Source organism: Microcoleus sp. BROC3, from assembly GCF_036702515.1.
GTDB lineage: Bacteria > Cyanobacteriota > Cyanobacteriia > Cyanobacteriales > Microcoleaceae > Microcoleus.
In genome coordinates, this window is the sequence record NZ_JAUBTQ010000005.1 from 121,383 (window position 1) to 142,382 (window position 21,000).

At 46.1% G+C, this 21,000-nt stretch carries 19 protein-coding genes and 1 tRNA gene; 12 read left to right on the top strand and 8 right to left on the bottom strand.

The window, feature by feature from the left end; all coding sequences use genetic code 11:
- Nucleotides 1–130 precede the first annotated feature (130 nt).
- The 3 genes from QUB30_RS04975 (at nt 131) to QUB30_RS04985 (ending at nt 7,099) form a co-directional block, all read left to right on the top strand.
- The gene (locus QUB30_RS04975; protein WP_333329960.1) at nt 131–1,264 is read left to right on the top strand and encodes a serine/threonine-protein kinase; all 1,134 of its coding nucleotides are present in this window, start codon (nt 131–133) and stop codon (nt 1,262–1,264) included.
- Nucleotides 1,265–1,940: 676 nt separating this feature from the next.
- A complete protein-coding gene (locus tag QUB30_RS04980; protein ID WP_333329962.1) occupies nt 1,941–5,423 on the top strand; it encodes a PAS domain S-box protein in 3,483 nt (1,160 codons plus the stop codon).
- A gap of 404 nt (nt 5,424–5,827) precedes the next feature.
- A complete protein-coding gene (locus QUB30_RS04985) occupies nt 5,828–7,099 on the top strand; it encodes an FAD-dependent hydroxylase (protein WP_333329965.1) in 1,272 nt (423 codons plus the stop codon).
- A gap of 162 nt (nt 7,100–7,261) precedes the next feature.
- Here the strand turns inward: QUB30_RS04985 and QUB30_RS04990 are convergent, their stop codons facing one another.
- Nucleotides 7,262–7,609, bottom strand: coding sequence for a hypothetical protein (locus QUB30_RS04990; RefSeq protein WP_333329968.1), 348 nt, complete (start codon nt 7,607–7,609; stop codon nt 7,262–7,264).
- A gap of 231 nt (nt 7,610–7,840) precedes the next feature.
- Here QUB30_RS04990 and QUB30_RS04995 point away from each other — a divergent pair, with 231 nt between their 5' ends.
- Nucleotides 7,841–8,929 carry an ATP-binding protein gene (locus QUB30_RS04995; protein ID WP_333329971.1) on the top strand — a complete coding sequence of 363 codons (1,089 nt, stop codon included), beginning with the start codon at nt 7,841–7,843 and terminating at the stop codon, nt 8,927–8,929.
- Between the two features lie 172 nt (nt 8,930–9,101).
- Here the strand turns inward: QUB30_RS04995 and QUB30_RS05000 are convergent, their stop codons facing one another.
- Entirely contained in the window at nt 9,102–9,758 is a 657-nt protein-coding gene (locus tag QUB30_RS05000) for a hypothetical protein (protein ID WP_333329974.1), read from the bottom strand.
- Nucleotides 9,759–9,894: 136 nt separating this feature from the next.
- On the opposite strand from QUB30_RS05000, the gene QUB30_RS05005 reads away from it, so the two are divergent.
- Nucleotides 9,895–11,772 carry an ATP-binding protein gene (locus QUB30_RS05005; protein ID WP_333329977.1) on the top strand — a complete coding sequence of 626 codons (1,878 nt, stop codon included), beginning with the start codon at nt 9,895–9,897 and terminating at the stop codon, nt 11,770–11,772.
- 20 nt (nt 11,773–11,792) lie between these two features.
- On the opposite strand, the gene QUB30_RS05010 is transcribed toward QUB30_RS05005, so the two are convergent.
- The 3 genes from QUB30_RS05010 to QUB30_RS05020 are packed head-to-tail and all read right to left on the bottom strand — an operon-like array spanning nt 11,793 to nt 12,790.
- On the bottom strand, nt 11,793–12,149 hold the full coding sequence (locus QUB30_RS05010) for a DUF5615 family PIN-like protein (protein ID WP_333329980.1): 357 nt from the start codon (nt 12,147–12,149) through the stop codon (nt 11,793–11,795).
- Nucleotides 12,142–12,540, bottom strand: a complete 399-nt coding sequence (locus QUB30_RS05015; RefSeq protein WP_333240257.1) for a DUF433 domain-containing protein — start codon at nt 12,538–12,540, stop codon at nt 12,142–12,144. The genes QUB30_RS05010 and QUB30_RS05015 overlap by 8 nt, the downstream gene beginning before the upstream one ends.
- Before the next feature lie 37 nt (nt 12,541–12,577).
- On the bottom strand, nt 12,578–12,790 hold the full coding sequence (locus QUB30_RS05020; RefSeq protein ID WP_006634859.1) for a helix-turn-helix domain-containing protein: 213 nt from the start codon (nt 12,788–12,790) through the stop codon (nt 12,578–12,580).
- Nucleotides 12,791–12,916: 126 nt separating this feature from the next.
- Between QUB30_RS05020 and QUB30_RS05025 the strand changes: the two genes are divergently transcribed.
- A complete protein-coding gene (locus tag QUB30_RS05025; protein ID WP_333329984.1) occupies nt 12,917–13,156 on the top strand; it encodes a hypothetical protein in 240 nt (79 codons plus the stop codon).
- Nucleotides 13,157–13,282: 126 nt separating this feature from the next.
- On the opposite strand, the gene QUB30_RS05030 is transcribed toward QUB30_RS05025, so the two are convergent.
- Nucleotides 13,283–13,366: transfer RNA gene (locus tag QUB30_RS05030), tRNA-Leu, on the bottom strand.
- Nucleotides 13,367–13,594: 228 nt separating this feature from the next.
- Between QUB30_RS05030 and accC the strand changes: the two genes are divergently transcribed.
- Nucleotides 13,595–14,950, top strand: a complete 1,356-nt coding sequence (gene accC, locus QUB30_RS05035) for an acetyl-CoA carboxylase biotin carboxylase subunit (protein ID WP_333329987.1) — start codon at nt 13,595–13,597, stop codon at nt 14,948–14,950.
- A 114-nt stretch (nt 14,951–15,064) separates the two neighbouring features.
- On the opposite strand, the gene QUB30_RS05040 is transcribed toward accC, so the two are convergent.
- A complete protein-coding gene (locus QUB30_RS05040; RefSeq protein WP_006634856.1) occupies nt 15,065–15,349 on the bottom strand; it encodes a YggT family protein in 285 nt (94 codons plus the stop codon).
- A 124-nt stretch (nt 15,350–15,473) separates the two neighbouring features.
- On the opposite strand from QUB30_RS05040, the gene psbX reads away from it, so the two are divergent.
- From psbX to QUB30_RS05065, 5 genes are all read left to right on the top strand, one after another.
- Nucleotides 15,474–15,593, top strand: a complete 120-nt coding sequence (gene psbX / locus QUB30_RS05045) for a photosystem II reaction center X protein (protein ID WP_172191671.1) — start codon at nt 15,474–15,476, stop codon at nt 15,591–15,593.
- A gap of 280 nt (nt 15,594–15,873) precedes the next feature.
- Entirely contained in the window at nt 15,874–16,680 is an 807-nt protein-coding gene (locus QUB30_RS05050) for a Ycf66 family protein (protein ID WP_333329990.1), read from the top strand.
- A gap of 280 nt (nt 16,681–16,960) precedes the next feature.
- Entirely contained in the window at nt 16,961–18,085 is a 1,125-nt protein-coding gene (locus tag QUB30_RS05055; RefSeq protein WP_333329994.1) for a redoxin domain-containing protein, read from the top strand.
- Between the two features lie 109 nt (nt 18,086–18,194).
- Nucleotides 18,195–19,646: a trypsin-like peptidase domain-containing protein gene (locus QUB30_RS05060; RefSeq protein WP_333329998.1), complete on the top strand. Its 1,452-nt coding sequence runs from the start codon at nt 18,195–18,197 to the stop codon at nt 19,644–19,646.
- A gap of 228 nt (nt 19,647–19,874) precedes the next feature.
- Nucleotides 19,875–20,495: a pre-peptidase C-terminal domain-containing protein gene (locus tag QUB30_RS05065; protein WP_333330001.1), complete on the top strand. Its 621-nt coding sequence runs from the start codon at nt 19,875–19,877 to the stop codon at nt 20,493–20,495.
- Nucleotides 20,496–20,734: 239 nt separating this feature from the next.
- Here the strand turns inward: QUB30_RS05065 and QUB30_RS05070 are convergent, their stop codons facing one another.
- On the bottom strand, nt 20,735–20,923 hold the full coding sequence (locus QUB30_RS05070; RefSeq protein ID WP_333051883.1) for a chlorophyll a/b-binding protein: 189 nt from the start codon (nt 20,921–20,923) through the stop codon (nt 20,735–20,737).
- Nucleotides 20,924–21,000 lie beyond the last annotated feature (77 nt).

The following is a 21,000-nucleotide window of genomic DNA, read 5'->3' on the forward strand; positions in this document are numbered from 1 at the left end:
TACACCACAGCCCATAAAAATCAGTTTGTAGTTGCGCTTAAGCGCCGGCCCCAATATCGCAACTATAAAAATCGGAATTAGGAGCAAAAAAATGGTCAGCTTGAGTACAATTAGTTTAAAGCATGAAATTATGACAGTAGACGAAGCCATCAATTTCTTAGATTATTTGGTATACCAACAAAAAGGAGAACACCTAACTCGATTGGAGCAGTCGATAATTCGCGGTGTTTTACAGTGTTGGACCTATAAAGAAATTCAGGAAAACGATCCGATCGCCCGCGGGTACTGCGTGGGCTATCTGGGGCGTTATGTCGGCTACAACTTGTGGAAAGACCTCACCAAGGTACTGAAGCAAGCAGAAATTATTGGGCAAGAAGAAAAAGTAGTCGGAGCAAATCTTTGGGACTGCATCATGAGAGCTGTACAAAAAGGCATACCACTAGATAAACCTACCGATCCGCTATTGGGAAAATTGATGCGGATGCGTTACCGAATCACGGAACATTTGGTGAGCACGGAGTACAGCGACACCTATCTCGCTGAAGATGAAAACTTGCCCGATCGCCCTTTCTGCCTTGTCAAGCGCCTGAAAAGCCAGTCGGAAAGAACCAGCCAGTTATTCGATCGAGAAACGCGGGTTTTATATCGATTGGGCCAACACGATCGGATACCAGAATTGTTAGCTCGCTTTGAAGAAGATGGATATTTTTATTTAGTCTATCAATTCATCGAAGGGCAACCATTGTATCAAGAACTAATCGAAGGTCAACCCTGGAAAGAACATCAGGTTATCGCTTTGTTGAAAGATATCTTGGAAGTGCTTGTTTTTGTTCACAAACAAGATGTAATTCACCGCGACGTTCACCCTCAAAACTTAATCAGGCGGACATCAGATGGCAAGATTGTATTAATTGACTTTGGGGCCGTTAAAGAAATCAACACTTCACAAAACAGCATCGGTCAAACGAAATCGCGCGGCGGTACTCAGCAAGACTACATTCCCCCCGAACAAGCCATCGGCTCGCCGAAATTTTGCAGCGACATTTATGCTGTCGGGATCATCGGGATTCAAGCCTTGACAGGAATGCGCCCGAAACAACTCAGAGTTGATAATTTAGGCAATCTCATCTGGGAGAAAAATGCAATTGTCACTCCGGCGTTGGCTCGCGTTTTAGACCAGATGGTGCTGTACGCTTTCCCCCAGCGTTACCCCTCAGCAACCGAAGCTTTGGAAGCACTTCAAAACTTGGGAGTTAGCAGTTAGTAGTCAGTTGACTGTTGACTGTTGTCAGTTGACTGTTGTCATTAGTTGAAGAACGAAACCCAGCACCATTGTACGCGAGCATCTTTAGGGACACGGCATTGCCGTGTCCTTACCGGGTTCTGGTTAATAATTGGTATAAGATTGAGGATTGTAGCAAAATTTTTTAAGATAAGATATATAAGCGATTTAGTGCATATTGTCAAGTTTTTTAAAGAACAGTTTAGCGTAACTTTTTTGCCGATCGCATTTCCCACAGCCGCATCAGCCGATTTACAATGCAAGCGATATTGTTGCCGATAGATTCATCCGCTACCATTATCCCTCAATGGACTGAGTAAAAACACTCGGTCTTGCCAATGAATCGGGCGCTAATTTCCGAGATCGAAGGGAGACGGAACAAGGAACAAGGAATTTTTTGTTTTAACTTACAAGCAAGAAAAATTATTAAATTCTGCCGAATGCTTTCTAAATAAGAGCCTTAAACCCTCAGTTGACTATATTTCTCAAGTTAGATAAAATAATTCATATTTTATGCTTAACAGTTTTAAGAAAACCTTAAGCAGCTTTGTATAGCGGGAAACAATCTACCTACAGTGTTTATTGTTACCGTGGATACGTAAGAACCCAAATAATTTGAGGGATCGAGAAATTGGAACTTTTTGAACCAGCAAAACAAGTGCAAAGGTCCTCAACTGCCATTGCGGCAGTCCAGTCTTTTTCCAAAAAAGCTAGTGTTGCAGTAATCGCGATCGGCTGTACAGTCCTTTTGGGTTGGATATTCGATGTGCAACTCTTAAAGAGCATTCTGCCCGGACTCGTGACAATGAAAGCCAATACTGCGATCTGCTTTATTTTTGGGGGGTGTTCTCTGTTCATCCAACAGCGACGGCGCGCAGAATTAATAGCAACAAAGCATCAAACAATTACTAACTTTTTAATTTATAGCTGTTCATTTTTAATTATATTAATTAGCCTTTCAACCCTAATTCAATATAGCTTTAATTTAGACTTAGGCATCGACCAACTGCTATTTAAAGAGAGTAACGCCTTGACAATTCCCGGAACACCAGGACGGATGGCACCGAATACTGCTGCTGCTTTTTTATTGCTGGGAATATCCCTGCTGCGGCTGTCAGAACGTCGCCCTAAATACCTGCGGATTCAAATCTCAAGCTGTGGTGCATTTTTAATTGCATATATGGGTTTGATAGGCTACCTCTACGGCAAAGCTTTATTTTACAGGATTGGCGATAATACAGGCATGGCTTTGCACACGTCCGCAGCATTTATGTTGCTGAGCTTGGGCATTTTATTTACGAATCCAGACCGAGGATTGATAGCAGTAATTGCGAGCGATCGCGCAGGCGGCATCATGGCGAGGCGCTTGTTGCCACGGGCAATCATTATCCCGCCTTTAGTCGGTTATTTCATCCTCTCGGGACAGCGGTTACAAGCCTACACGCCGGAGGTAGGGATATCGCTGTTAAGCGTATTGAACGTGATTATTTTTACAGTTCTGATTTGGCAGAATGCCAAAACTCTCTGCACCGCCGACCGGAAGCGCTATCGAGCGGAACTGGAACTGAGGAAAGCTAAATCAGACTTAGAAACTCAAGTTGAGAAACGGACTCTCCAACTGCAACTCGCCAACGAGCAATTGCAGCAGCAAATTCTCGACAGTCAAACAACAAAGCAGGCGCTCCAAAATAACTACAACCTATTGCTGACAGTCATAAACAGTACGCCTACAGCCCTATTTGTCAAAGATATTCAGGGCCGTTACATGATGCTAAATGCTGCGGGAGCGAGTATCATTGGCAAATCGGTAGATGAAATTATCGGCAGAGATGACAGCCAGTTATTTCCGGCGGAAATTGCGGACAATATTAGGAAAACCGATCGCCCAATCATGACAGCGGGAAAAACGCAAGCGATCGAAGAAGAACTGCCAGTTAAAGGCCATTTGCGGACATTTCTTTCAACAAAAAGCGCTTACCGGGACGGGCAAGGAAATATCAGCGGTATAGTTAGCATCGCTCGGGATATTACTGAGCGCAAACAAGCTGAAGTCACCAACAGAAGTCTGGCAGCAATTCTGGAAGCAACGCCGGATTTTGTAGGTATCAGCGACCTCGAAGGACGCGCCGTTTACATCAACAAAGCAGGCAGAAAAATGGTGGGTATAGATGAAAACGAAGATATATCCAACCGACAAGTTGCAGAATTCACGGCACCGTCAGCCCGCAGCACTTTGAAGCAAGCGATCGCCACCGCTGTTTCCGGGGGCTTTTGGAGCGGAGAAACAGCCTTCGTGTCAGCATCGGGACTCGAAATTCCCGTCAGCAAAGTCATCATCTCCCACTCCGCACCGGACGGCAAACTCCCATACATTTCGACCATCGCCCGCGACATCAGCGATCGCTTCCAAGCTGAAAAAGCGCTGCAACTGTCTCAAGCTCGTTTCGCCGGAATTGTAGAAATTGCCGACGACGCGATTATTTCGGTGGATGCTGAGCAAAATATTATCCTGTTCAACCAAGGTGCAGAAAGGATTTTTGGGTGGACGGCTGCTGAGGCGATCGGGCAATCCCTGAACCTGCTGTTGCCCGAAGCTTTTGCCGCCTCTCACCGCCACCTCGTCAGCAATTTCGGCAACAACGTTAAACAAGCCCGAAAAATGGGCAACCGCAAAGAAATTTTCGCCCGCCGCCGAGACGGTACTGAATTTCCAGCCGAAGCTTCTATTTCCAAACTCGAAGTTGCAGGCGAAATCATATTCACAGCAATTTTGCGTGACGTGACAGCCAGCCGGCAAGCCGAAGAATTTGTGCGTTTGAGCGAGGAAAGATACCGATCCCTGGCAATGGCCACCGCACAGATGGTTTGGACGACAAACGCTAGCGGAATCTTCGACAAGCCTCAGCCTGATTGGATAGCTTATACGGGTCTGAGTTGGAAAGAGAAGGATAACTGGATAGAAGCAGTGCACCCAGAAGACCGCGATCGCACCATACAAGCTTGGAAGCGCGCCATAGAAACACAAAGTCTCTACGAAGTCGAGCACCGCTTGCGGGCCGCAGACGGCAGCTACAGACACTTCTGGGTGCGGGGCGTCCCCCTTTTGGCTGCCGACGGCAGCGTTCGCGAGTGGGTGGGAACTCACACCGATATTAGCGATCGAGTCCAAGTTTTGGAAGCACTCAAGCAGTCCGAGGGACAGTATCGATCGCAAGCAGCCCAGCTCGAAAAAGCTGTCCGCGAGTTGCACCAAGCTCAAACTCAACTAATCCAAACCGAAAAAATCTCTTCTCTCGGGCAGCTAGTCGCCGGCGTCGCCCACGAAATTAACAATCCCATTAACTTTATCTACGGCAACATCACCCACGCCAGCCAATACGCCACAGACTTGCTCGGTTTGCTCCACCTTTACCAGGAAAAATACCCAAATCCCGTTCCGGAAATTGTAGAAGCAGCCGAAGATATTGAAATCGATTTCTTAATGGAAGACTTTACGAAGATTTTGGAATCAATGAAAGTAGGAGCCGATCGCATCCGCGACTTAGTTGTATCCTTACGCAACTTTTCCAGACTCGACGAATCGCAGATGAAGCGAGTAGACATTCACGAAGGAATCGAAAGCACTTTGCTAATTTTGCAGCACCGGATCAAAGCTAATGTACTTCGTCCCGCGATTGAGATTATCAAAGAATACGGCAAGTTCCCAAAAGTCGAGTGCTATGTAGGTCAGCTCAATCAAGTATTTATGAATCTTTTAGGAAATGCGATCGACGCCCTCGAAGATTACAACAATCATTCTTCAAACGAAATCGAAATCTCTTTTCGCCCCCAGACAATTCGGATTAGCACCAGTGCGAATTCAGACACAGTAACCATTCGGATTGCCGACAACGGGAGGGGAATCAATCAAGAAGTAATTCACAAGTTATTCGACCCATTTTTCACTACTAAACCCGTCGGCAAAGGCACAGGCTTGGGACTGTCGATCAGCTATCAGATTATAGTTGAAAAACACCGAGGCAAATTGCAGTGTATTTCCGCGCCCGGGGAAGGTGCAGAGTTTGTCATAGAAATTCCCATTTCGCAGAAAGTATCAGCGCTGGCTGCGGAAAAAACAAAGCAAATGGTCAGCAGCCATTAGTGTCAAGGCTGACCCATCGGAGGGGCGAGAAACCCGGTTTCTAGGAGTTTTGCGTTTAGTGACGAGAAATATAGGAAGAAACCGGGTTTCTGAGGTAGCGAGTGCATCCAGGGCTTGCATTTGGATCTCGTAGTCTGATATCAAATCCGGTTGCATCGGAATTAATGTTACCCACAGTCAGGACACGGCTGTGCCGTGTCCCTACAATTAATCACGGTAGGGAAACGGCACGGCGCCGTGTCCTCTATATCATTCCGGTTACACCGGAATAGATATGAAACCGTTGATTTTCACGAATGCCGATACTCTTTCCTTCTCCTCCTCTTCTCGATCGCCCTAAATCGAAATAATTCTTTACAATAAAAAAGTAACAATCCAATTAACTTTGACAAAATCCCTTGAAAATGCCTGTAAACCAACTTTCTCCAACACCAGTCTCCACGCAAACACCGACACTCGACTTTGACATAGCCATCGTCGGAGGCGGCATAGTCGGGGCCACCTTAGCCAGCGCCTTAAAAGATTCTGGATTAAAAATCGCAATAATTGAAACCCAACTCCCCGCCGCCGCCGCCGCCAAAAAACAAGCCTATGCAATCACCCTGCTATCGGGAATGATCTTAGAAGGTGTCGGCGTGTGGCAGCAAATCTTGCCGCAAATCACCACCTTCGAGCAAATTAGCCTCTGCGACGGCGACTATCCAGGCGTCGTGGAATTCCACCGCCCGGATTTGGGAAATACTGGCAAATTGCCCGTACCAAAAGCAGCTTTAGGTTACGTTGGCGAGCACCGAATCATGCTGTCAGCTTTGCAAGAATCTTTGGCAAAAAACCCGAATTTTAGTTGGGTTTGTCCGGCGGAAGTAGTCGAGGTAAAATATTTAACCGATTGCGCCGAAATAGAAGTCAAACAAAACGGCGAAACTCGGACAATTCGCACCAAATTATTAGTCGCCGCCGACGGTTCGCGATCGCGCATCCGCACCGAAGCCAACATCAGCACTCGCGGCTGGAAATACTGGCAATCCTGCGTTGCTATCACTATTAAAGCAGAAAAACCGCACAATGATATCGCTTTTGAGCGCTTTTGGCCGAGCGGCCCGATGGGAGTATTACCATTACCTGGGAACCGCTGTCAAGTAGTTTGGACAGCACCGCACGCGGAAGCAAAAGCTTTGCAACAAATGGATGAAAAAGAGTTTTTGACTTTGTTGGAACAGCGCACGGGCGGGCTTTTAGGGCGTTTGGAATTGGAGAGCGATCGCTTTTTGTTTCCCGTGCAGTTAATGCAGAGCGATCGCTACGTTTTGCCCAGATTAGCACTAATTGGCGACGCGGCCCACTGCTGCCATCCCGTCGGCGGCCAGGGATTGAATATGGGTATTCGAGACGCTGGGGCGATCGCCCAAATATTGCAGCAAGCGTACCAAAAAGGCGAAGACATCGGCGACTTGCGAGTCTTGAAACGGTATCACAACTGGCGGAAAAAAGAGAATTTAATCGTGTTAGGATTTACCGATTTTCTAGACAGATTATTTTCCAATACTTGGCTGCCAATTGTAGCATTTCGCCGCTTTGGATTGTGGTGTTTGCGGACAATTCCCCCAGTGAGGTTTTTAGCCTTGCGGCTGATGACAGGCTTGATGGGGCGGCCGCCGGAATTAGCCAAAAATTAGAAGAAACCGGATTTTCATCTGCGTCCATCAGCGTACATCCGCCGACATCTGCGGTTCAAAATCAATAGCCGTTGTTGTTTCGCACAAATCTTTATAGCGATCGCCCCAAGTTTCAAGCTTGCTTCTTCCTTTGAGCAGTAATTGAGAGTAATATTCAACGATTTAAGCTGAAATATGCGGTTTCCATTGGTTACGGATAGCTTGTACTAACAGCCCTTCGCCGTTCCGCACTATTCCCCGGCGGCGATTTTCCTCAACTACAGCGATCGCATCTCGAACTACTTCAATATTGCTACTTAGGATCAAAGTCTTTAGCCAAGGGTTAAGCTGAAATCCAGCCATTTCCACTTCCTCCAAAATTGTATTAGATATAACTTTAAAAGTCGATGGTCGAGTTTTGGGAGAAGTGGGGACAGTTTCAGCTAATGCCAACAGGCGATCTAGATGTGCTATGCCATAAGTATCAGCAAATTCTTTAGCTGTCTGGATGTACTCAATTAGTTGTGTCATATTTATCTCCTGGCTTTTTCAAAGTTTGCGGTGGAAGGCTTACCACTAAATAACAGCTTATAAGCTACTTCCAAAAAAGTCCCAGAAAATTCTTTCCGGTATCATAAAAATAACCGGAAAATTTTTTCCGATTGTTCAAAAAAGCGGAAAATTTTTCAAGTTGCGCGCTAGTTATGATAAAGTCAACAAGAGAGACACCAAGTTCTGACAGGGGTTGAGGTGACTGGGACTGTGAACTTATGGCAAAGCTTTTTAAGATTAGAGATAGTTACTGTTTATGGCTTGACTCCGACAGAGACAGCTATTTTTCTGGCTAAGTTTCCCGATGAAAATACGTTCAAGAGTAACAGAGAGGTTGCAGATGGAGGAATCACAGAAGAAAATTCTGACATTCTGATCGACCCTGAGAATGTTCGGCGGCAAATGTGGACGATATACAACGAGCGTTTCTGTCCAACAGAAAACCGGGAAGGTTTTTTGGGTTGTAACGACAGGAGTAGTCAGCGGAAAGATGCTGCATTTCTAGATTGGCTGAAACCGCAGTATTTAAAGTGGCGGTCAAGTCAAAGGAGTGCATTCAGTACAGGCGATCGCACCCCTGTTATTTCCTCTAACCCTTTTATTCCTCAAACTGGAAGAATTGACTATCCGCAACTGTTTTTCGGCAGAGAGCGGGAAATTAAGCAAGTATTCGAGGTTCTTAACAACAACGGCAGTGTAGCTTTAATAGGAGAAGAAGGTATCGGGAAGTCTTCTCTGCTATCGGCTATTTGTCAACAGGCTGAAAATCTCCTATTATCGCCACGCCAGCCAATTTACTTAGACCTAAATGAAGTCCGAGATGAAGATGACTTCTACACAGCTTTGTGCGAAGAAGTTGGCATTCCTAAAAGCAATGGATATATGTTCACTCGTGCTTTGAAAAATTATAGAGTGCTGCTGGCTATAGATAATATTGGAAGGATGAGTTGGGAAGGTTTTACCCGTCAAGTGAGAGATCACTTGCGGGGTTTAGCTGATAGGCAAGAGGCATCTTTGAAATTGATTGTAGCTGCTAGCGAACCCCTCGATCGACTCTTTAATGACAGTCAGGATGAAGTAAAAACATCTCCGTTTTCAGGCATTTTCCAACAAGAGAATATTAAGCCTTGGGCTGCAACTATTGCCCGTGCCTTTATTGAAACTCGTCTTGCTATGACTTCGGTGCGTTTTACTGACGAGGAAATCAGCCAGCTAGTACAAGAAAGTGGCGGTCATCCACGACGACTGATGCAGTTGTGCTATCAAAACTATGCCCGATATGTGGAGGATGTAAAATGAGCGATCGCAACACCGACATTCCCCGTTTAGACTTAGCTCCTCAATTAAAGCGACCTCTTTCATTATCAAAGCCCATCGATTACTTGCGGTTATTATACTGGGTGTTTTTCTTTCCCCAAGCCTTGCGGTGGTATATCTACAATAGAATATCTATTTCAGAGCGCCACAAGAATTATAAAAAAGATTCAGGATTATTGCCTAATTCCATAATAACTGGGTTACTTTTACAAGTAATGGTAGTCATATTCATTACACTCTTAACTTGGAGTGTAATTCTTAAATTGATTAATTTTTCAGTAGATGCGGTACATATATCAGTAGGGTTTTTCTTTACTATTTGGGGGTGTGGGATGGCCTTGGCTGTGACATTAATTGAAAAAGATAAATTTTTATCAAAGTTCAAGTCAGAAACAGCCAAATATCTAACTATAATTATTATTTTTTGCTTAAACTTTAATTTATCAAATTTTACTGTGAGTGCTATCAAAGAAGAATCTACTAACCTGGGAGTAATCTTAATTTTAAGTATCTTAGCAGGTATATGGTTGGGTGTAGGAGGTATTTCGACACTAGCCATTTTAGGTGTGGACGAATTAGCTATTATATTCGTTATTGGTGGCGTGTTATTTATGTCATTCACACTTTGTATTTCTCTACCACTAGATTTAGAGAAAACAGATTTTTTTACAGTTATAAAAAGCCTGTTAATTAGGGTAGTTTTCTTTGTTACTTGTGTGATAGGTTCATGTATAGGATTGCTGCGCCCAGATAACTGGTTTTTTACATTACCTCTAACCCAAAAAATATTTAAAATAGGAGTTACTCCCAAAGTTAAAGAAAACAGCAGCCCAAGGATTTTCAGTAATGAGTTTGGTTCCCGATATTCTGGATATTCTGATTTTCAGATTTCTTCATCTCCCCATCTTCCTCTGTCTCAAGAATTGCCATCTGATTATGTTTTTGAAATGCGTAAGTCCTATAGAAATCATCTAGACTTGCTGTTTCCTCGTGTAACTGTCCTGCCTAATCCCTATATCACCGAGCAATTAAAAGAATGGCTGCGACTAGATTGGGAAACAGGAATACATAATGCTTATGAAATTTATACTTATACTCTCCAGTTCATTCCTGTAATTCAAGCTTTAAACCAAGTTCTTGCTGAAGAACCAGAGCAAGTGGTCGATCGTATAGCACATTTAACTGATCATCCTTACAAATGGGAGTTGGTGCGTTTGATTTCAGGTTCTATCTATACAAATTTTATTCAATTTGAGCCTCATGCTCGCGCTGTTGCCCGTGGTTTCTTGTGTTTGCACGAGGAGTCCCTGTACGATGCAGGAAAAGCATTTGATGAGGTGCTGCGGTCTCTACCTTATGTAAAGGAAATGTGGTTGATAACTCTAACTTTATCGGAGTTACTAAATGCTAATAATTTAAATGATATTTCTGCAATTAAAACATACATTTTTACTGTAGAATACTGGAGGCGTCCGGCTACTGGTAAAGCAATTGCTAGTTTTTATAGGATTGTAGAAGATATTAAAATTATTCAGAAGAGTTCATCTCGTTCGGCCAGAGCCTTCGCTCTCAGCCGTGCTTTAGGGGAACTTAAAAACCTGCGGGAGCAACCTGATGATGTGCCTCAACCAGAGCGAGAAATAGTTAGAAAAATTGCTTTTAAGTGGTCGCAAGCGATACTAAATGTAGCTAGTGAGGTTGGCAACGTTTCTATTACTGAGCGAGTGCGTAATCCCTACGTGGTTGGCGACCCTGTTGAGGGGAACCTGTTTGTTGGACGAGAGGATATACTCAAACAGCTCAAAGAATTGTGGATATTGACTCAGCGACTTCAGTCTGTGGTTATTTACGGTCATCGACGCATGGGGAAAACTTCTATTCTGCTTAACGCTGCTAAATGTCTGGGTTCACAGGTAAAAGTAGCCTATGTCAATCTATTGCTAGTGGGAGATAGTCCTCAAGGAGTTGGAGAGGTGCTGATGGCAATTAGCGATGAAATTTCTGATGCTGTCAACATTTCACCTCCTGCAGATGCGGAGTTGCTGAATCTTCCCTACCGTACTTTTGAGCGCTATTTGAAACAAGTAGAGGCAAATCTGAGTGAAACGGGTTTGATTATTGCTTTAGATGAGTTTGAGAAGATTGAAAAACTGATTGAGAAAGGAAAGATTGACAGTGACTTTATGGAGGTTCTGCGTGGGATGGTACAAATGAGTCCTAAAATAGCTTTTGCCCTGGCTGGTTTGCATACTTTAGAGGAGATGACTGGGGATTACTCCCACCCTTTCTTCGCTAGCTTTATTAATATCAAGGTTAGCTTTATGGAAAGGGCAGCTACCCGCCAGATTCTTGCTAATCCCCATGAAGATTTCCTTCTTGACTACGCACCAGAAGCCTTATCTGCAATCTCTATGTTGACTACTGGACAGCCTTATTTAGTTCAGCTAGTGGGATTTCAGCTAGTTCGCCGCTACAATGACCAAGTTTTTGAGATGGGAAATTCTCGCGCTCCGGTCTTTACAGTAGAAGATGTGAGGGCAGTCATTAATGACCCTGAATTCTTTCAACGGGGACGCTACTACTTCGATGGCGTTTGGGGTCAGGCGGCGCGGGGTGCTCCCGGACAACAAGAGATATTAAGATCGATCGCACCTCACCGAGAAGGACTCGATATCAACACGCTAGCTGAAATTACTGGCATGAACGAGACAAATTTACAGCAAGCACTTAACTCTTTGATACGTCACGATGTAGTTTTGGAAATGGATGGCAAGTGGCAGATTATTGTCGAACTATTTCGCCATTGGGTGGATAAATGTATATAGTGTGCTTGGGTAACTCCTGATTAGGTTCGCCACTGATTAAGCCAGCGGACTTGCCCTTTCCAATCAGCAGCTTGTGTTTCTGAAAGCAGGCGATCGAGCGAAGCAATTAGACTAGATAATGTCCAACTGTTTTGAGCAGCCAAAATGATGCCACCATGTTCGGGATAACGCTGAGCTAAAACCTGAAAATCCCGGATATTAAACGTAAAAATACACCGCCCTCGCGCTGTTGCTTCTAGCAGTTGAGCCTCATCGCTAGCATCTAAAGCCATCCACTCACTCGGTGTCCGAGTGACATCGTGATTGCGAGATAAAAGGGCGGCTTGCAAAGCTTTAATAGAGGTATCGGCATCTAGATGCAATAGCGGTTTAGACATTAGCAGCTTCGATAATTTGCTCAGCGGCAATAGATGCGTCTATTTCTTGATGGTGAGCCGCATAAAAAGCGAGAACATCGTTCACTCGATCTTCACTTAAGTCATACTCAGTGGCAATTTGGTTTGGAGAAAAACCCCATTTCTGCGCTGCGATGACTACTGTTTGCACCCGCAACCGAGTGCCGCGCAAAACCGGAACGAGTTCGCCGCTAGCGCCGCGCACATAGGTGATTTCAGGAAAAGCCGGATCGTCATTCCGCTGGTTGAGAGTAGCGACTTTTTCTGCTACAGCCCAGAGGATAAACTGATCGAAGGAAATGCCTTGGAGTGTTGCCAATTTTTCAGCTTCTTGCTGTAACTGAACGGGTAAGTTTAAGGCGTAGGATGTCATCGATCTAACTTCCGTTTGCTAATATAATTTCATCGGTTCATTCTTTAACAACTTCCATCAACTCCTCAATCAAAACATCGAGGGTGCGAGCTATCTTTTGAATGGATGTGATATCAACCGTTGCTAGTCCTTCCGAACGAGCATAGTGCCTGACTGTGCTGTACGGAACCTCGGATCGATCGGCAACATCCTTTAGCGTCCATCCTTTTTCGTCAGCCAACTCTCGGATTCGGAACCTAACTAACCCCATTCTACTTGACAAACGATAAGTATCTATCGTTTAATATTTGTAATCACAAAGACGATCGCCCTCAGACCTGATAAATCAAGGGCAATCGCCTCTCTAACCATCCACTTTCGTGGAAAGGATGTTCCTATGATACCAAAAGAACTCACTTATCGCGATCGACTTAAACCTTGGTGTATAATTCGCCAACTCCCGAACTGTCAGCGGTTAACAGTCGCCCGTTTTAGTCGTCGCCCCGATGCCGAATCTTACTTGAATGCACTGCGTCGCTTAATGCCTGCAGTCCCACATACAATTGTTTTCGTAAATGCGCTGTGCGTAAATGAACTCAGCGTGCCCATACAAACACCATTGTCGATCGACAGTTAAAGAATGCTTAGTTCGATCGAGTTTTCGAGAATCCGATCTAAAACTCGATCGACTTTCTAGAAAAACCACTCAATATAAAACAACTGCCAACAGCAAAAACTGTCAACAGTTGTTTTATATATTCAATGCGGATGGCGAGACTCGAACTCGCAAGGACATAATGCCACACGCACCTCAAGCGTGCGCGTATACCAATTCCGCCACATCCGCTCTTTCTGGCAATCTCCGGGATTTTTGCGTTACGAGTTAAAGATTCACAGGTTGAGGTTCCTGACATTTAACTGGTGACTTGCCCTTTTGCACCGCCGATTTACAATCATAGCACCACTACGAGCAAAATGTAAAATAAATTTTTATGAACAATTTCTGCAAAACCATTATCCAGAACATACCGAAAGGGATTATTGTACAGAATATTGAGTGAATTAAGCAGCGAAGATGGGGTTCTCGAAAATTTTAATCGCTAATCGGGGAGAAATAGCTCTCCGCATACTGCGCACCTGCGAGGAAATGGGGATTGCCACGGTCGCCGTTCACTCCACCGTAGATAAACACGCCTTGCACGTCCAGTTGGCAGACGAAGCCGTTTGCATCGGCCCCCCCACCAGCAGCAAAAGCTATTTAAACATCCCCAACATCATCGCGGCCGCCCTGACGCGCAACGCCGCAGCCATTCACCCGGGCTACGGCTTCCTCTCGGAAAATGCCCGATTTGCGGAAATCTGCGCCGACCATCAAATTACCTTCATCGGCCCTTCTCCTGCCGCGATGCGGGCGATGGGCGACAAATCCACCGCCAAAGAAACTATGCAGCGGGTGAAAGTCCCCACAGTTCCCGGTAGCGACGGATTGCTGGCGGACGAACACGAAGCTTTGTCGATCGCCCGCGACATCGGCTATCCTGTGATGATCAAAGCCACAGCCGGCGGTGGAGGCCGCGGGATGAGGCTAGTTAGAGAACCCTCGGAACTCCCCAAACTATTCTCAGCAGCCCAAGGCGAAGCCGACGCAGCCTTCGGCAACCCCGGACTTTACCTCGAAAAATTCATCGAAAAACCCCGGCATATCGAAATCCAAATCCTCGCCGACAACTACGGTAACGTCATCCACCTCGGCGAGAGAGATTGTTCGATTCAGCGCCGACACCAGAAACTCCTCGAAGAAGCCCCCAGCCCAGCCCTCACCCAGAAACTCCGAGATCAGATGGGTCACGCAGCCGTCGCCGCCGCCAAATCCATCAACTACACGGGTGCCGGCACTGTCGAATTTTTGCTTGACAAATCGGGCAAGTTCTACTTCATGGAAATGAACACCCGCATCCAAGTAGAACATCCCGTCACCGAGATGATTACAGGCCTAGACTTGATAGCCGAACAAATTCGGATCGCCCAAGGCGAAAAACTGCAAATCAAGCAAAACCAAGTAATTCTCAACGGCCACGCCATTGAGTGCCGCATCAATGCCGAAGATCCCGATCGCAATTTCCGACCTCACCCCGGCAGAATCAGCGGTTATTTGCCTCCCGGCGGCCCGGGTGTGCGGATGGACTCTCACGTTTACACCGATTACGAAATACCCGCTTACTACGATTCTTTAATCGGTAAATTGATAGTCTGGGGGCGCGATCGACCTTCAGCGATCCGGCGCATGAAACGCGCCCTGCGGGAATGCGCCATCACTGGCGTCCCCACAACTCTGGGCTTCCACCAAAAAATCCTCGATAGCCCCGAATTTCTCAACGGCGAGGTTTACACCAATTTCGTCGAACAATTCATGAACCAAAACAGTCATTAGTCAATCGGTTTTGGATTTTGGATTGAAGAATTGAAAAAAGCGACCCCACGGATCGATCCGGGGGTTTGTACCCAGCCTGCTTTCAGTCAACAGTCAACACTCAACCGCCAACTTTTACATCATCATCGTCAGCAGTCCTTGCTGACCGAGAATCATTTCTCGCAGCAAGCTACAGATACCGACCCAAATAATAGGCGTAATGTCCACCCCGCCGATCGGCGGTACAATCTTTCTAGTTACGGCTAAAAAAGGTTCCGTCGGCCAAGCAATCAGACTCAAGGGCAACTTGCTCAGGTTCACCTCGGGATACCAAGTCAGGACGATCCGAAAAATAAACAGCAAAGTCATCACGACTAGGACAGAGCCCAGAATCCAACTTGCAACGGTAATACCAGTCATGGGTCTTATCTCGAAATTTTAAGTTTTGTTAAGTCTGCTATTCATAATTTTAACCGTTTCACAGGTGCGATCGAAAGTATAAAATTAATAAAAATCAAATTGTTGTAACAAAGGCTTTGAATCTATGACTCCTTCTCTCGCGAACTTTTTGTACAGCCTGCTGGTCGGCGTGGCGGTAGTAGTGATTCCAGCAACGGTCGCCCTGATCTTCATCAGCCAAAAAGACAAAATCAAGCGCACCTAAAAAGTCTGGGGGGCTTCAAGTCAGGCGTAAAAGTCAATTTTCGCCTGCACGTCGGGCCTTTTCCCGATCTGAGAAACCTCAGCTACCAGCAACTGTGAAGGCAAAACCTTCGGTTGACTGCCAAGCTGAGGTTTTTTCCCGTTAAACTCATTATTATACTCACTTCCTAAGCTGAAACCCTGACCGGACGCTGCCCCAGAAAGCACAGTCGGGATAGCAGACTTAATGATAGATGTAAAATCTAACTCGCTAACATAGGAAAGACATAGGAGATAGGCTAATGGTCAATTTAGGATTGAACTGGAGCAGCCTGTTAGGGATCATCCTAGCAGTAGCAGGGGCAGGACTGTACTTTCTGCGATCGTGGCGTCCCAAACTAGCCCGAGACCACGATATTTTTTTTGCAGCAGTCGGCCTGCTGTGCGGCGGTATTCTGTTATTTCAAGGATGGCGGCTTGACCCAATTCTGGCCTTCGGTCAATTTCTGCTCACCGGTTCGGCCATATTTTTTGCAGCAGAAAGCATTAAGCTACGGGGAGCAACCACCGCCCAAGCCAAAAGTCGCGCTCAATACGTAGATGAAGAGCGACCTGTCAGCAACGCCTACGGTTACGACAACTACGATTCCGACATCGAGCAGCTAGAACCAGAGGAAGACTATCCGCAGCGCCCCCGGATTAGAGGAAGCCAAGACTACCGTTCCTCCCGGGAAGCCGAGGACGACGAACCCCGCCGCCGTCCCTCGAATCGCAACGGCAGCGTTAACACCTCCAGGCCCGACTCGCCCGATCGTGCGCGCAAACGTCCCTCTCGCCCAGAAGCCCCGCCCGCCGATCGGCCTGACAACTGGGACGTTTCAGACAACCCCGAAGAAAGACCGGCCCGCAGCCGTAGCAATCGCCCCCCAGCTTCGGAAAACCGCAGCTCCGATACGCCGCCGAGAACCAAAAAACCCCGTCCTGCAGAAGCATCGAGGTCTCGCCCCAGCAACCGCGACGTGGAAGCACCGCCGTCAGACTACGTGGAGTATCGACCTGTAGAATACCCGGAAGACCAACCGGATAATTCCCCCAATTTCGACAAATAGGCAACCATAAGTAGGTGGGTGAAACTAAACATTTATCCCGCAGATCCGGTTTGGGAAACTTCCGAACTCTAAGTGGCGTTTATGGATACCCATCTACTTATTCTCAGATATTAGACTTATTAAAAAAACTGAAAATTACGAGTTTGAAACCGCAGACCAACGCAGATATACACAGATAAAAGCTAATTTTTGTATATATTTTTTTTTACATACCGAACCTGTGGAACTAATCGACACCATAATAATCTAAATATAAAATCCCAAATCTCCAATCAGCAAGATGCCATTACTCGAAATAGGAGATCCGGCTCCCTGGTTTTCCATTCCTTCTACAAATAACCCCTTATTTCATTTCTCGACGGTTGCCGGCAGGCGAGTCGTGCTGTTTTTTTTTGGCAGCACAGCTTTTGAACAAATCCAAATTATCCTTAAAAGCTTTCAAAAACTTTCAGAAGAATTCCAAATCTTGCAAGTACCGCAGTTCGGAGTGAGCGTTGACCCAGCAGACAAAGAACAAAACAGACCGACAACAATTGCTCCGTCGTTCATCTTTTTCTGGGACTTAGACAAAAAAGTCAGCCAGCAGTACGGTGTTTCCCAAGATGTTGAACAAAATGGAGTTGCCGGATTTCACTATGCACCCCAAACTTTTGTTCTCAACGAAAACCTTCAGATAATTAATATATTGCCGATGGGCGAACCCCAGCAACACGCCCAGCAAGTATTAGATTTTCTCAAAACTTTGCCCCCAATTGAGGAAGCCCGAGCCGCCACTCGCCACGCCCCGGTGTTAGTAATTCCTAACGTTTTGGACAAACAATTTTGCCGTACTTTGATCGATATGTACAAAGCTAATGGTGGCAGTCCCTCAGGCTTTATGAGGCAAATAGAGGGGAAAACAGTTGGCCTGCACGACGACACTTTCAAGAAGCGCCGAGATTTCTTTATTAAAGACGAGGATTTTCAGAGACAATTGAATGCGATTATTGTGCGCCGGGTGCGATCGGAAGTAGCAAAAGCTTTTCAGTTTACAATGACCAGGTTTGAACGGTATTTGATAGGTTGTTATGATGCCGAGAGTGGCGGTTATTTTCAGCCGCATCGCGACAACACTAGCAAAGCTACGCTGCACCGCCGGTTTGCGATGACGCTAAACTTGAATGTGGGAGAGTACAAGGGGGGATTTTTACGGTTTCCAGAGTACGCGCCGCACGGTTATAAAGGCGATTCTGGCACGGCGATTATTTTTTCGTGTTCTTTGCTGCACGAAGCGACTCCGGTGATTAGCGGCCAGCGTTTTGCTCTACTGTCATTTTTCTACGGCGAGGAGGATGCCGAGGTGCGGAAAGCTAATTTCAAGTATCTTGCTGCTGATTCAGATTCCCGAATAGGAGAACCGGCGTGAGGAAGGTCACTACCGCGGTGCAAGTCCTAAAATAATTACAGAAGGTAGTTAGCGGTTAGCAACCAAACCTAATTCCTAGCTACCGATCGCTAAATAATAATCGATCGCCATGAATTTAAAACTTCTAAGTTTAGCAGTATCGGGAATTTTAACGGTTGGGGTAACAGCCAGCGCTGCTGCGGTTGTGACGACACCCCCTGGGCGGCAATCAACAGATTCAACGGAATTTAACTCGGTGCATTCCCAAGGTGCGATCGCCCAAAATGTCGAAGAACAAACCAATATTCGAGTCTACGAAAAGGCCAGTCCGGCGGTTGTTACCGTCGATACAGATAAATCTAACGGCAGCGGCACAATTATCAGCCCCGACGGCATGGTATTAACCAACGCCCACGTTGTTTCGGCAGGCGGTACCGTCAATATCATTTTGTCAGACGGCAGAAAACTGGTCGCCGATGTTGTCGGATTCGGCGAAGAAGGTCTAGACTTAGCCGTGGTGAAGATTCGCGGTCAAAATAATTTACCTACCATTCCTTTAGCCCGTCCCGGTTCGGTGAAAGTCGGGCAACAAGCATTTGCGATCGGCAATCCATTCGGTCAATTTCAAGGTACTTTTACAGTTGGAATCGTCAGCCGCATCGACCAGCAGCGGGGCTTAATTCAAACCGACGCCGCCATCAATCCCGGCAATTCAGGAGGCCCGCTGCTCAACAGTTCAGGAGAATTAATCGGCGTCAATACTTCTATTTTTACTCGCGGTCGGGGTGGAGGCAATATCGGTATCGGTTTTGCAATTTCCGCAGACAAATTACCCGCTTTCCTGACAGCGGTGCGAGAAGGGCGAGCTCCCCGCGTGGCTCAAGCCAGATCGCCCTTTGGTGGCAACAAATCACCTCAAAAAGTTGCGTTAAACGGGCCCGCCGTCAGCGGCCTCCTCACCGACAAGTCTAGCGTTCTGCCCACCGACAACAGCTTTTTTGACCTCTACTCCTTTGAGGGAAAAGCGGGCCAGCAAATCACAATAGAAATGAAAAGTCAAGAAATTGACCCTTATTTAATTTTGCTCGGGCCCAACCAGCGCGAAATCGCGCAAGACGATGACGGGGCAGGCAGTAAAGACGCCAGAATTACTGTCAGGCTGCCAGCAGACGGGACTTACACGTTAGTGGCAAATTCCTACCAAGCTAAGCAGTCAGGGGCTTATACGTTAGAACTGAAAGCGAGTGCTCCTACCGCGCCTTCTCGGGCGATTTTGCAAGAAGAAGGCGCTTTAGTCGCAGGCGGCCCAGTATTGCCGTCTGACAACAGTCTGTATCGCGAGTATACTTTTGAAGGTCGATCGGGTCAGTCTGTAGCCATTTCCCTCGAAAGCACAGATTTCGATCCCTATGTGGCTATCTTTGGCCCCAACAGCCGATTAGTGGCAGAAAATGACGATGCGAGCGATTCGACTAAAAATGCGTTTCTGAGTGTTACTTTGCCCGCTACGGGTCGCTACCGCGTAATTGTCAATGCTTACGACGCTTCGGGCCGGGGTCGTTACACTCTAACAGTCCGTTGAAAATGGGGAAAAAGGTAATGGGTAATCGGGAATTGGTAATTGGTCGAATTATTCTTCTTCCTGCTTCCTGCTTCCATTAAATCCGTTAGATAATCCGTTGCCGAACTTCCTTCCTGCATCCGTTCAATCCGTTAGATAATCCGTTGCCGAACTTCCTTCTTCCATCCGTTCAATCCGTTAGATAATCCGTTACCGAACTTCCTTCTTCGTTGCAAATCGAGGTAATTCATGCGTCAAGTTAGATTTTGGGCGATCGCGCCAATTGCTCTACTAGCTACTTTTTCTGGCAAGCCGAATCTCTCCCTGCCAGTTTCAAATTCAAGTGGAGTTGCTAACAGCAGTTCCACCCTCATTTCAGCAGAATTTCCTCAAAATTCACCTGATGCGAGGCTTGCTGGCAAGGCTGTTTTAGCTCAAGCAACCCCCAAGCCGTCGCCATCACCACAGAGTTCGCCAACTCAGAGTCCATCTGTAGAAACTCCGCCGAGTCCCGATACGGGTTCATCTAAGGTCATTTTAGAGCAAAACGGAGAACTCACCCCTGCTAAGTCTTCTGTACTGCCCTCGGACAGCAGTTTGTACGATGAGTATACCTTTGAAGGCACTCAGGGTCAGAAAGTGGTTGTTACCGTAGAAAGTACCGAGTTTGATACTTACCTCGCTATTTTCAACTCCCAAGGCGAGCTACTTGCAGAAAATGATGATGCGACGCAGCAAAATTCCAATTCTGAGCTTACTGTTACTTTGTCTGCGAACGGTCGCTACCGCGTCATTGTCAATGCTTACGATCCGCCTCCAAAAGGTAGAGGCAAGTACAGTTTGACCGTCCGCGAAACAACTGGAAATTAGTTTGAACGAAACTTCGGAGTCAGGACACGGCAATGCCGTGTCCCTATAATTCTAGGACGATCGCACTACAAGTAACTGCGATCGACTTTGGTAAATTCATATGTTTGTATGCAACTATAAATGTTATAATCCTGCATCTATAATTTTATAACCTGTATTTTAAATAACTCTTAAAAATAAAATGGAAGCTGAAATATAGATGATTTTTCCGCTTCCATTTTTAATTGATTTTGATTAATTTAACGCAGACCCAGCCAGGTGAAAAAATCCTGGCGGGTGAAGAATTCTAGCAGCAAAAGTCCCACGAATCCCACCATCGCAAATCTTCCGTTGATTTGTTCTGCATAGGCATTCCAGCCAAAGGCTGGTTCTGGTTTTGGGGTATTTGGGGTTGTAGGTTTTGGGGATGGAGGAGTTTTGGCAGTCATTTAAAAGTTTTAAGTTTCGAGTTTTGAGTGATGACTTTTGGGAAGCTTTGCGATCGCACAACTTGTAATTTACCAGG